Raw genomic sequence first — 11,776 nt, 5'->3', positions numbered from 1 at the left:
ACGACAACGTGGGAAGCAAGCCAAGCGCAGCGGACCGTCAGAGGACCAGCTGCCTCAGTACGTCCTCCATGGTCACCAGCCCGGACAGCCGCCCGTCGTCGCCGATCACCGCGGCCAGGTGGGTGCTGGAGCCGCGCATCGCCGTCAGGACGTCGTCCAGCGGCGTCGAGGCCTTGACCCGGGCGATCGGGCGCAGCGCCGAGACGGGGAACGGCAGCTGCCGGGGGCCGGCGGCCAAGGCGTCCTTGACGTGCAGATAGCCGAGGATGCGCTGGGTGTCGTCGACCACGGGGAAGCGCGAGAAGCCGGACTCGGCGGCGAGGCGCTCCAGCTCGTCCGGGGTGGTCCCCATCCGGGCGGAGACCACCTTCCCGACCGGCAGCACCACGTCCCGGACCGGGCGCCGGCCCAGTTCCAGAGCGTCCCGCAGCCGCTCCTGGGCGCGGTCGTCGAGCAGCCCGGCCTGCCGGGAGTCCTCGACCATCCGCGCCAGCTGGTCGTCCGAGAAGGTCGCCGCCACCTCGTCCCGGGTCTCCACCCGCAGCAGCGTGAGGAGCCCGTTGGCGAACGCGTTGATCGCGAAGATCACCGGGCGCAGTGCCCGGGTCAGCGCGACCAGCGGCGGCCCGAGCAGCAGCGCGGTGCGCACCGGCTCGGCCAGGGCGACGTTCTTCGGCACCATCTCGCCGAAGAGCATGTGCAGGTACGTGGCCAGGGTCAGCGCGATCACGAACGAGACCGGGTGGACCAGCGCGTCCGTGATGCCCACCGCGTGGAACACCGGCTCCAGGAGGTGCGCGATGGCCGGCTCGGCGACCGCGCCCAGCACCAGGGTGCACAGTGTGATGCCCAGCTGGGCGGCCGCCATCAGGGCCGAGACGTGCTGCAGGCCCCACAGCACATGGCCGGCCCGGCGGTCCCCGCGCTCCGCGTACGGCTCGATCTGGCTGCGACGCACCGAGATCAGGGCGAACTCGGCGCCGACGAAGAAGGCGTTGACGACCAGCGTCAGCAGGCCGACGAAGAGCTGGAGTGCGGTCATCGGCCGGCCTCCGTATCCCGCGCGTGGGCGTCGTCCGGCGGCGGGGCGTGCAGCAGCACCCGTGCCGCACGGCGGCCGGAGGCGTCGAGGACGTCCATCGACCAGCCGGCCACTTCCAGGTGGTCGCCGGGGGCCGGTATCCGCCCCAGTTCGGCGGCGATCAGGCCGGCCAGGGTCTCGTACGGGCCTTCCGGCAGCCGGAGGCCGATCCGCGCCAGCTGGTCGGCGCGGGCCGCGCCGTCGGCCTGATAGAGGCCGCGGCCGTCGGCGTCGGTGCCGGCCGGCGCCAGGTTGGGGGTCTCCAGCGGATCATGCTCGTCGCGGACCTCGCCGACCACCTCCTCGACGATGTCCTCCAGCGTGGCGACGCCGGCCGTACCGCCGTACTCGTCGATGACCACGGCCATGGTCCGTTTGCCGGAGAGCCGGTCGAGCAGCCGGTCCACGGTCAGCGTGGCGGGGACCAGCAGCGGCTCGCGCAGCAGCTCGGCGACCGGGTGACGGGGGCGCCGCTCGGCCGGGACGGTCAGCACGTCCTTGATATGCGCGACGCCGACGACCCGGTCCAGGTTGCCGCGGTAGACGGGGAAGCGGGACAGCCCGGTAGCCCGGGTGGCGTCGGCGACGTCCTCCGCGGTGGACAGCACGTCCAGCGCCACCACCTGCACGCGCGGCGTCATGACGTTCGCCGCGGTCAGATCGGCGAGGTTGAGGGTGCGGACGAACAGTTCGGCGGTATCGGCCTCCAGCGCGCCCTCCCTGGCGGAGTGCCGGGCCAGCGCCACCAGCTCCTGCGGGCCGCGGGCCGAGGCCAGCTCTTCGGCCGGCTCCAGCCCCATCCGGCGGACCATGTGGTTGGCGGTGTTGTTGAGGTGCCGGATGAACGGCCGGAAGGCGGCGCTGAACCCGCGCTGGGCGGTCGCCACCTTCCTGGCGATGACCAGCGGGTTCGAGATCGCCCAGTTCTTCGGGACCAGTTCGCCGACGACCATCAGGACGACCGTGGAGATCGCGGTACCGAGGACCAGGGCCACCGATTCGACCACCGTACGCGGCAGCCCCACCGCCTTGAGCGGCCCCATCAGGAGGGCGGCGATGGCGGGTTTGGACAGCATGCCGATGACCAGGCCGGTGACGGTGATCCCGAGCTGGGCGCCGGAGAGCTGGAAGGTGAGGCCACGCACCGCGTTCAGGGCGCTCTGCGCGCCCCGCTCGCCGCGCTCGGCGGCGCGCTCGAGGTCACTGCGCTCGACGGTGGTCAGCGAGAACTCCGCCGCCACGAAGACGCCGCAGGCCAGGGTCAGCAGGATCGCCACGCCCAGGAAGAGCAGCTCGGTCATCGAGTCACCTCCGTCCCATGGTCGGACAGGACCGGGAGGTTCGCGCTGTGTCGCGAGGGTGTTCGACGACTGGGAGGCTCGCCCATGACTGGACGCTCACACACCTTTCACCGGGGGAGGGGACATCCCATGGTAAAGGATCGGCAAAGTTGCGTGCATGCCGTACTGGATCCCTCCGGCGAGGGCCACGGGCTCAGTCGAGGTGCTTGACCCAGCGGCTCCACTGCGGCTCGGGTGCGTACCCCGCCGCGCGCCACGCATGCTGCGCCGGCTCGTTGCGGTCCAGCACCATCGCGTCCCCGCGCCGGCCGCCCAGCGCACGGAACCGCTCCTCGGCGGCCGTCAGCAGCGCGCTCGCTATGCCCTGCCGACGGTGGTCGGGATGGACGGCCAGCCGGTACAGATGGCAGCGCCAGCCATCGAACCCGGCGATCAACGTGCCCACCAGCTCGCCTCGCCTCAGAGCCAGCAGCAGCGACTCGGGATCGCGGGCCACCAGCCGCGCCACGCCGTCGGGGTCGTCACTGATGCTGGTGCCCTCGGCCGCGGTCTTCCAGAAAGCGAGCACGGAGTCGAGGTCGTCCGGCGTCGCGGGCCGGGTCAGAAGATCACTCATGCCACGATCCCATCACGGGTTCGCTGCGCTTGGCCGGCTTCCCACGTTTTTGGCCTCCCGATGCTCGTAACGGGTACTTCTGTGACGGGCCTGAGAGTGCCCCGCCCGGAGACGGCCCGGACGGGGCGGGGTAGAGCGTTTAGCGGTTCCGGATCACGTCATCCGGGGTGGGTCCCGCGCCGAGCTTCACGGCATGGTCAGGGCAGGCGTAGAGCGTCGTTCCCGGCCCGCTGGTGCCCTGGATCCACCGGACGGGGACCGGGGCGCGAGTGAGCGTCTTGCACTCGACGCAGAGCGCGACGCGACCGGACAGGGCGGCTCGGGGTTGGTCCTCGGCGGTCATGCGCTCACCGCCCACCGGTCCGTGAGCGATCCGGGACCGTACGGGTAGTCGATACCCATCGTGGCGAGGGTTGCCGCTACTCGCCGTTCCCGCTGTCGCTCGCGTTCGTGCCGTTCCTCCCACGCGGCAAGGTACGGAGGGATACGGAACTGTTCTCGTGGAGGTATCGAGCGGGCGAGGACGTGCAGCGGGATCGGGCACGTGCAGATGACGGGCAGGGCGGGCTGGTCGGCGAGATGGGCAGCGCTATGGCGTCCGGGCTCGGGCCGACGGGTCCAGGGCAGTAAGGCGAGCACCCAGTAGAGGGCGCGGGCGATAGCATCGCGCATGGTCGTTTCAGCTCCTGTGTAGCTGTCTCGGCAAGCCCCGGCGGACCGCGTAGGACCGGTCTTCCGGGGCGCTTCGTTTTGTCGCTTCGTAAGACAGTAAGGCAACTGGTCTAACTGGTCTACCTAGTCTATGAAGTCTACTGGTCTAAGTCGCCGAGAAATTTTCCGTTGTCTACGCTTCGGCTCATGCCTGATCAGCCGCAGAATCCGCACGCGCCGCACGCGCCGTACATGACGGTCCTTGACGCGCTCACGGCAGAGATCAGGGCGGGGAAGTTCAAGCCGGGCGAGAAGATCCCGAGTGATGCCGAGTTGGTCCAGCGCTTCGGGGTGGCTCGGATGACCGCTCGCCGAGCCGTTGGAGTGCTCCGGGAACGGGGGCTCGTCCGGACCGAGTGGGGGCGCGGAACGTTCGTGATCGGTCCTGCCGAGCAAACCGGCGAGGGCGAGAGCGGCGAATAGCGACCGCCTGCGGTCAAGGAGGGTCTTCCTGGCTGGACGCGATCGGGTGGTCCCATGGCAAGCACGGGGGCGACGGAGCAGTCAGTCAGGAAAGCGCCAGAACGGGGAAAGCTCCGTCCGCACGCCAGGGGGACAGTGCGCGGACGGAGCCGCTCAGGGGGCTACCTCAGGCAGTCCATGACGCGCCGCAATCCAGGCAGCTGTAGGTCTTTCCGTCGTACGTGACGACGCTGCAACTGCCGCAGCGAGAGCAGCTGGAATTGCGGAGGATGAGGGCGGATCGGATTGCCGTACATAGGCGTTGAATCACACTTGCCTCCTCTTACGCGTAATCGTCGAGGGCGCCTCCGTGCTGGTCCTGCGGCCAGGCAATCCGGCAGTCCAGGCAGGTGAACCGCCAGAAGAAATACCCGGTGTCCGGGTGTCGTGCCTCGGACAGGATGATGGAGATGCCCCCGCACTTGATGCACCGAACTGGCGGTTGCTGCCGGGGGAATGGGCGGAACGCATCACTCATGGCGTCACCCTGGCACAGTCGCCCCCTCCGCAACCGGCCAAACTCCCTTCTGTTGATGGTGGTGGGACCCGCCCCTGCTGGGAACACCCAGGGGAGCCGTCACCCGACAGGGGCGAGGGTCTGTGGCGGTCGCCCGGAACTGGGCGGGACCGGACGACCGCTTCGCGCTCCTCATGTAGTCCCCTGCCCATCACGGAGGGACTGGGGCCGTCAGGGGGTTGTTAGGGCCCTCTACGGGGAGCGCGCCCGGCTATGGACTAGCCGGGGGGCTCGGGGGTGTCGTTGTGGGAGCCGAACTTCCGGTGTTCCTGGATCTTCATGCCGGCGATGACGGCCAGCCCGAACTCCGCCTGATCACGTGCCCGCGACCGCTCCGCAGCCAGCGCTGCACACCGCTCACAGCCCTTTACGGGCTCCGGGTCGAGGTCCCGGGGAATGTACGGCCACGGAAGCTCTACGGCCTTCTCCTGGTAGCCACTCACCAGCGGGTCACCGCCTCCGGCATCGACTCCAGAAGCGCCGCCAGGTGCTCAGCGTCCGCGATGGGCATCGAGGGCGGGGCGATCCGGTCGGGGCCGTTGCGGGTCACCGATACGAGCGACGGCTCCAAGTTGAGGCCCACTCGCCGGAACGCCCGGTCCAGGCGCTCTCGCACACTCGCCGCCGGCCATGCCATCTTCGCTGCCATGATTACGCTCTCTCGTTGGCCCGTTGGGTGGTTCCACCGTGCCGGGGCAGACGTAGGCTGACTAGGGGAGAAGTGTTTCCAACGCCTTTGGAAACGTGAGGGGTTGAACGAATGAGCGAACCAGCCAACGGACTCCAGTGGTTAGGCCGGGAGGTCGAAGAAGCACTCCGCCACAAGGGAGCCACGCAGCAGGCGCTAGCAGATGCGACCGGCTACAAGGCGCCGTACGTGTCGAAGGTCAAGAGCGGCAAGGCCATGCCGTCGCCTGAGTTCGCTGTGGGGTGCGACAGGTTCTTCAACACCAGCGGCTATTTCGCCCGGCTGCTGGCCAAGATCAGTGAACGAGGACACCCGGACTGGTTCGTCCCCTACCTGGAGCTGGAGAAGCGCGCGGCCAAGGTCGAGGACTACAGCAATGCGCTTGTGATGGGCATGTTGCAGACTCCGGACTACGCGGAAGCGACCTTCCGTGCGGTACACCCCCGAGAGACCGACGATCAGATCAAAGCGCGCGTCGAAGCCCGGTTGCGCCGTCACGACGTGATGGACCGTGAGACTCCCCCGCTGTTGTGGGTCATCCTGCATGAGGCTGCCCTACGTACGGTCGTCGGCGGCCGGGCGGTGATGGCCGCCCAGCTAGAGCATCTCGTGACAGAGTCGACGTCACCCCACATAACGCTTCAGGTCCTCCGCTTCATGGCGGGTGCCCCCGCTTCCTCTCTACCGTTTACGCTGCTGACGTCAGGTGACGGGGCGACAGTCCTGTACACCGAGACTAGAAACCAGGGGCACGTGAATGACTCTGCGGCTGCGGTAGGCAGTGCTCAGGCGGCATACGAACAACTGCGCGCTGTTGCTCTCTCGCCTGAGGAGTCGGTGTTCCTTATCCGTGAGATCGCAGAGGAGTACGCAAGATGAGCAACACCCCTGGCCCTGCTCCCGTAACGGTGTGGATCAAGAGCACGTATAGCGGTGGTGAGGGTGGGCAGTGCATCGAGTGGGCGCCCACCGCCGCCGCTGCTACCGGCGAGGTTCCCGTTCGCGACTCCAAGTGCCCGCACGGCCCGGCGCTGGCCTTCCCGACGTCCTCCTGGTCGTCGTTCGTGACCAGCGTCAAGGACGGCGTGCTCCCCACCACCGTCTGACCTCTCACGGCACTCCGGCCCCGCTACCTGGCGACAGGTGGCGGGGCCTACCCGTGTCCGGACCTACCAAAAGCCCCGCAACCGCCCAGCAGTAGGACGGGCACGGGGCCAGAGCGGTTCGGGTCAGAGCCGGTGGTGGGCGGGGCGCAGGTACTACGGGTCAGTCCCAGATATCCGAGTCGTCATCATCGTCAGCCGGCGGGACCAGGCTCACGCGGGCACTCGGAGACAACCCCAACTCCCTTATGTACCGTGCGAGTTGTGAGCGGTACTGCGCTGCGATGGTGGCGGCGCCGTTCTTCACCGTCCCCCGCTCAGCGGTCACCATGAGCCCGCGCTCGGACAGATCCCGCTCCGCCTGGTCGATACGGGCGACGCACACGCACAGATCTTTCACGGTGGTGTGGTCCACCTCCCCGACCCCGGCGGACACTTCGAGGATCGGCACGACGCGGCGCCACTCGGCCGAAGCGACTTCCCGACACCGGGCGTTCGCTGCCTCGACAGCAGGGTCGAGCGACTCCTTGAACACCCCCTTCCAATCGGGCTCAGCGAGGATGGCGCGCGGGACAACCACGCCTTCCTTGACTGCAGTCTTTGACGGGTTGCCTTCTCTCCTTCGCTGGATTGCTGGTTTGGGTCGGTATCTGTCTGCCATTCATTCTCGCTTACATGGGTAGAGGCACTTTCGAGGCTGCCAAACTTCGCCTCAGCACCGGCGCGAGTTTATTGCCTCCCTGCCGCTCAATCGAGAAAGGTGGTCGGGGTGGGTGCCTGGTCATCGCGGCGAATTCTCGCGTGATTCGCGTCGCGAACGCGCTTCGGCGGCGAATCCGCCTGGCTGATTTCGCGCTGTTTCGCGATTATGGCAAGTCACGCACAGCGAGCGAAGATGCTTTGCTGCATCCGGATTCGCCTCACCCTTTGCGATCAACTCGCGTCTACTCAATGGGAAATGGTCGGCGACATTCGCCGCGCGACCGCACAGCACACACCACGGATTGGCGTACAGAAATGCCTTACGAATTCGCTGCCATTGCGTCGTGTATACCGCACCACCACGTGACGCACGACCCTTGTTCGCTTGTCGCTGGTGATCCTTGCAGCGTCCACCCGTGATCAGCTCGGGGCACCCGGGGACTGTGCAGGGGGTACGGGGTTTCCTTGGCATAGGGGGCTCCATCGGAGGGCCGGGGGCTCATTTCGAACCCCAGGCCTATAGGGGTTACTTGGCAGCGTTCTGAATCAACACGTGCGCCCCAGCGACGGGGAATGCGAATCCGACGCGCATGGTGCCCTTGACTGCCACGCGGTCACTGGTGAAGTAAACGGACTTGTCCACGTCCAGGCGCGTGCCCTCGCGAACGACGGTCAGCATGTCGGCACGGCTGATTCCGTAGACCACATCGGCCGGCGCATACGGCGATACGAAAACCGGACGCCCGAGAATCTGCCGCCGACCCTCAGCGGTCAGATCGGCGTTCAACAGGCTCCGGTTCGAGTTCGTTTCATCCTTCAGCTTGGCCAACTCCAGCGCCGTTGCAGCGCTCATGACCCATGCCGTGATGTTTCCGCCAGCAGCCTCAGACAACGACAGGGCTTCTTCCAGCGGGTCTAGATCCTTGTAAGCGACGGGAGCGGACACCTTCGATATGCCGTCCAGCGCGGCGAGCCCCGAGGGGTTCGGGGAAACGAGCTTGTTCAACAGTGCATTGTCCACGCTGTTGGCGATCTGGCGAGCAATGGAGCGGCCGACCTGGTCACCGGCCGATGGTGAGCTGTCCTCCGCCATTTCCCGGCTGATGACCGTCAGCCCGGCAAACTTGGCCGGGGTCACGATGATTTCGTCGAACTTGACATCGGACGGGGTTATTTCCGCGCCCTCTTCCACGGCGCCGACCGTGACGTCAGATGCGAGCAGTGGGACACGGTAACGCGTGCTGCCGGTCTGAACGATGGTGCCCACCTGCATGGCGAGCGATAGTTCCTGAACGGGCTTCTCGACCAGCGCCCCGTATTCGTCGGGCAGAATCCCCTGAGTTCCGGGCGTGTTGGTGTAAATGGACATGCTTTCTCTCCTCTTCGGCGTGTCGGACTGGTTGGTTCGGTGTGTCAGCCCTGGTGTCCGCGCAGTGCGGTTTTCCAGTCGGGCGTGTCGTCATTGCTGCTGCTACGCGACCCGCCGCCAACGTCACCCCAACCGGTCGGACGTGCAGCAAGGTTGGGGCGAGACTTCAGCAGGGAATCAACGGCAGCAGAGACCTTTTCGGCGTCAACGTCACCGTCTTCTCCGAGCAGATCGGCAATCTGATGCTTTCCCAGGTCGAAAAGGTCGGAGGGAACGTCGAGACGCTGTGCTGCCTGGCGCTCGATCTCCCGCAGCAGCATCGCGTCAATACGCTTCTGTGCCGTCTCCAAACGGCTGTGCGTTTTCTCTAGCGCCTGCCGGTAGCCCTCCTGGTCAGACTGCCCGCCATCGAGCGCGGGGCTCTCAGCGGACGACGTAGCGGGCTTCCCGTCGGGCTCGTTGTGGTCGTCCTGATCGTGAATGTTCTCGGTGGTGTCCATACGTGGTTGTCGCCCCGCCGGCTGGTCGGGACAGCGCTCCTTTCAAAGTTGTCGGGCATGAAAAAGCCCCCTGTGACTCGTCAAGGGGACGGTATTGCTATGCGGCTGCTGGGCTCTGTGCCCTGGTCGGCCATCACAGCAAGGAGAGGGAGGTGACGCGGTGCTGTTCTAGGCGTCTGTCTCTCTTCTTCTTAGTTTTTTCTATGTGTTCTCAACAGATAGTAGAAATCGTCACCCCGTCACCTTCCTTTGCGCTGTTGGGCTGCCCAGCCCTGGCAGGCTGTCGAGCAGTACAGGGGTGGACGCCCACGGCCCTCGTAGGTTGCTGTGTGCAGGCAGCCGGGGCGGGCACACGCAGGACCCTCGTACGACCCCTGAGCGGCCCGCAGTGCCTCGTTGATGAACGGGTGGGCCTCTGCCGCTCGGGGGTCGCCTTTCGCTGCCAGCGCCCGCGCTCTGCTCTCTGCTCGTTTCAGCAGGCTCACGAACGAGCCGTGTTCGGTGGTCATCGCATCTCCTTGGATGTCTCTCGGTTGCCGGACGGTCGATGCCATCTCCCGAAACAGGTAGGGACCAGAGATGGCCCGCACATCCCCGCAATCCAGCCATTACGGACTAGTGATCTACGTCTCACTTCTCGACTCCTTGTACGGTTCTTGCTATCGGTTCGTAGAGATCGGCGGCTGTTCAGTGCCCGCGTCCCGGGCATGAGAGCGCCCCGGCAGTCTCCGTGACTGTCCGGAGCGTCTCCGGGCTGCTGGAGCCGCTACGCGGCGGTTGCAAGCGCCTGAGGGGTCAGGTTCCGGTGCGCCTTCGCTCCCGAGGTTGGCGCGTGGTTCGGACGTTGCTCGTCTGCAAGGTCATCGGCAACGGTGGTCGCTTCCTCGATGGCGGGGTCGAGGTGTCCGGTGATGGCGAACTCCACCCGGCGCAGATCCAGCTTCCGCCATCCTCCCTTGATGCCGGGCTTGATCTCCAGGCGTGCGCCCGCCTCTATGAGCATGGCACGCTTGCCTTCCGTGTCGGCGGCATGCCATTCGTCGGCGAACGTGCGGCCGGTGTGCGTGACCTCGCGCCGGGGCTCGGTCTTCTCCCTCGACTCCAGCTCGGCCAGGCGTGCGTCGAGGGCGTCCGCCCGACGCTGCCACTCGGCTTGTGCTGCCTTGGACTTCTGCCGCCCCTTCTGAGCCTGGTGTTCGGCGAACTCCACTGCTGTGGCGTCGATTTCGGGCTGGGGATCGTATCCGGGTATCTCTGTCACGCGCATGAGCGGCACCGGTCCGGCCTGCCGTAGAAACTCGTCGGTCACGTACTCGTCGACCCACGCGGCTCGGATGGTGACCGGGGCCGGGCAGTACGTGCCGTACTTGTACGAGCTGCACCCGTAGGTACCCGACCGCTTGTTGAGATACATGCGGGACTCGCACCCCTTGCAGTGGATCACCCGCAGCAGCAGCGCCGTGGAGTCCTTGCGCGTCGGCGCCGTCTCCGCCGTGGGCTTCGGTGCCAGTAGCACACTGATCTGGTCGAACTCTTCCCGGGTGAGGATCGGGGTTTCGGCAGCCATGACCGGGTTGCCCTGGTCGTCACGGACCGGCTTGCCCTTGTGCAGCTTCCACCCCAGCAGCAGGGGGCTGGTCAACATTTCCACGATGCGCTGACCACGCCACGGCGTGGGCTTCCGCTTCGGCGCGTCGGTCGCCGTGTCGGCGTCGGCGGCGCCCTTGATCCGGGCTTTGTACGCCTTCCAGTGCTCGGAAGGGGACAGCACCCCGTCCTTGTTGAGCATGAGCGCGATAGCGCGCGGGCTCTTGCCCTCCAACAGCGCCGCGACGATCCGTTCGATCACCTCCACAGCCTCGGGATCGGGCACCAGCGTCCACCCGATCCCACCGTGTTCCTTCGGCATCGGGGCGGGCAGGTAGCCGTAAGGGGAACGACCGCCACCACGCCAGCGGAGCTGCATTTTCCGTATCGCTGCTTGTGCCCCGGTCACCCGGTCTTTGATGCTCTGTGCCTCTACCTGCGCGGCAAAGGCCAACATCATCATCATGAGCTCGGACGTGGGGTCCATCGGGTTGCGGAAGTCGAAGACGAGACGGCCCCCGCCGATCCCCTCGGCGAACACGAGCATCTTTCGGTGCTCGCGTGCCCACTTCGCCAGTTCGTGCATGTCGCCCATGGACCGTATGGCCCGGTCGAAGCGCCACCACACCAGCGCGTCAAAGTCAACGGGGCGGGCGAGCCATCCGCCGAGCTGCGGACGATCGAACGGTCCGACCTTGGACGCGCTGACGTCCAGGTCGACGGCTTCGCGGAGTACGTCACCCTCGCCGAAGTCGATCCCGAGCGCTGCCGCCGCTATGTCGTCGGCTTCGCGCTGCCTCTCCGGGCTGGTCGTCTCATCCGTCCGGACCGACAGACGGATGCACCGGACCCCGCGCAGGGTCTTGGCGAACACAGTTCCTACAGTCGCATCACTCTCCATGGGCTTTACTGGAGAGCGGAGGGTTCCAGTACCGGTGCTGACCTGCGTAGATGCTGCTGTATGCCTCTTCATGGGCACTGTAGGGACCGAAGGTGTTCCTACATCGTTCTTTTCCATGCCCCCTGTGGGGACCGGTGAATTCCCGGACTGCTTGACCTGCCCAGATGCCGCCATGGGGCGATCACTCCAGAACTATGACTCTGGAGCATCGGGGCCGTCCCGCCGTGGTGGTTTCTCG

14 protein-coding genes are annotated in these 11,776 nt (G+C 66.6%); 3 read left to right on the top strand and 11 right to left on the bottom strand.

All coding sequences use genetic code 11. The features are described from left to right. Positions 1 to 37: 37 nt before the first annotated feature. From AZE13_RS28280 to AZE13_RS34510, 5 genes are all read right to left on the bottom strand, one after another. A complete protein-coding gene (locus AZE13_RS28280; protein ID WP_066938051.1) occupies positions 38 to 1,042 on the bottom strand; it encodes a hemolysin family protein in 1,005 nt (334 codons plus the stop codon). Further along, on the bottom strand, positions 1,039 to 2,382 hold the full coding sequence (locus tag AZE13_RS28275) for a hemolysin family protein (RefSeq protein ID WP_066938048.1): 1,344 nt from the start codon (positions 2,380 to 2,382) through the stop codon (positions 1,039 to 1,041). The genes AZE13_RS28280 and AZE13_RS28275 overlap by 4 nt, the downstream gene beginning before the upstream one ends. Before the next feature lie 193 nt (positions 2,383 to 2,575). Then, a complete protein-coding gene (locus AZE13_RS28270) occupies positions 2,576 to 2,998 on the bottom strand; it encodes a GNAT family N-acetyltransferase (RefSeq protein ID WP_066938046.1) in 423 nt (140 codons plus the stop codon). A 139-nt stretch (positions 2,999 to 3,137) separates the two neighbouring features. Beyond that, positions 3,138 to 3,341, bottom strand: a complete 204-nt coding sequence (locus tag AZE13_RS28265) for a hypothetical protein (protein ID WP_066938113.1) — start codon at positions 3,339 to 3,341, stop codon at positions 3,138 to 3,140. Continuing rightward, positions 3,338 to 3,670 carry a hypothetical protein gene (locus tag AZE13_RS34510; protein WP_079124448.1) on the bottom strand — a complete coding sequence of 111 codons (333 nt, stop codon included), beginning with the start codon at positions 3,668 to 3,670 and terminating at the stop codon, positions 3,338 to 3,340. Before AZE13_RS34510 ends, AZE13_RS28265 begins: the two co-directional genes overlap by 4 nt. 186 nt (positions 3,671 to 3,856) lie before the next feature. Here AZE13_RS34510 and AZE13_RS28260 point away from each other — a divergent pair, with 186 nt between their 5' ends. Further along, a complete protein-coding gene (locus AZE13_RS28260; protein ID WP_066938044.1) occupies positions 3,857 to 4,132 on the top strand; it encodes a GntR family transcriptional regulator in 276 nt (91 codons plus the stop codon). 774 nt (positions 4,133 to 4,906) lie between these two features. On the opposite strand, the gene AZE13_RS28250 is transcribed toward AZE13_RS28260, so the two are convergent. Together AZE13_RS28250 and AZE13_RS28245 are read right to left on the bottom strand one after the other, a co-directional pair. Continuing rightward, positions 4,907 to 5,131 carry a hypothetical protein gene (locus AZE13_RS28250; protein ID WP_066938039.1) on the bottom strand — a complete coding sequence of 75 codons (225 nt, stop codon included), beginning with the start codon at positions 5,129 to 5,131 and terminating at the stop codon, positions 4,907 to 4,909. Then, positions 5,128 to 5,337, bottom strand: a complete 210-nt coding sequence (locus AZE13_RS28245; RefSeq protein WP_066938036.1) for a hypothetical protein — start codon at positions 5,335 to 5,337, stop codon at positions 5,128 to 5,130. Before AZE13_RS28245 ends, AZE13_RS28250 begins: the two co-directional genes overlap by 4 nt. A 111-nt stretch (positions 5,338 to 5,448) precedes the next feature. On the opposite strand from AZE13_RS28245, the gene AZE13_RS28240 reads away from it, so the two are divergent. Next, positions 5,449 to 6,255: a helix-turn-helix domain-containing protein gene (locus AZE13_RS28240; protein WP_066938035.1), complete on the top strand. Its 807-nt coding sequence runs from the start codon at positions 5,449 to 5,451 to the stop codon at positions 6,253 to 6,255. Then, the gene (locus AZE13_RS28235; RefSeq protein ID WP_066938032.1) at positions 6,252 to 6,482 is read left to right on the top strand and encodes a DUF397 domain-containing protein; all 231 of its coding nucleotides are present in this window, start codon (positions 6,252 to 6,254) and stop codon (positions 6,480 to 6,482) included. Before AZE13_RS28240 ends, AZE13_RS28235 begins: the two co-directional genes overlap by 4 nt. Before the next feature lie 160 nt (positions 6,483 to 6,642). Here the strand turns inward: AZE13_RS28235 and AZE13_RS28230 are convergent, their stop codons facing one another. The 4 genes from AZE13_RS28230 to AZE13_RS28215 form a co-directional block, all read right to left on the bottom strand. Further along, on the bottom strand, positions 6,643 to 7,140 hold the full coding sequence (locus AZE13_RS28230; protein ID WP_079124447.1) for a phage terminase small subunit P27 family: 498 nt from the start codon (positions 7,138 to 7,140) through the stop codon (positions 6,643 to 6,645). A 567-nt stretch (positions 7,141 to 7,707) separates the two neighbouring features. After that, positions 7,708 to 8,598 (bottom strand): phage major capsid protein, encoded by an 891-nt coding sequence (locus tag AZE13_RS28225; protein ID WP_258528036.1) that lies wholly within the window; start codon positions 8,596 to 8,598, stop codon positions 7,708 to 7,710. After that, a complete protein-coding gene (locus AZE13_RS28220) occupies positions 8,595 to 9,050 on the bottom strand; it encodes a hypothetical protein (RefSeq protein WP_066938024.1) in 456 nt (151 codons plus the stop codon). The genes AZE13_RS28225 and AZE13_RS28220 overlap by 4 nt, the downstream gene beginning before the upstream one ends. A gap of 766 nt (positions 9,051 to 9,816) precedes the next feature. Then, on the bottom strand, positions 9,817 to 11,538 hold the full coding sequence (locus AZE13_RS28215; protein WP_066938021.1) for a recombinase family protein: 1,722 nt from the start codon (positions 11,536 to 11,538) through the stop codon (positions 9,817 to 9,819). Positions 11,539 to 11,776 lie beyond the last annotated feature (238 nt).

Source organism: Streptomyces sp. NBRC 110611 (assembly GCF_001590865.1).
Lineage (GTDB): Bacteria > Actinomycetota > Actinomycetes > Streptomycetales > Streptomycetaceae > Streptomyces.
This window is presented reverse-complemented; position numbering and strand designations above follow the sequence as displayed.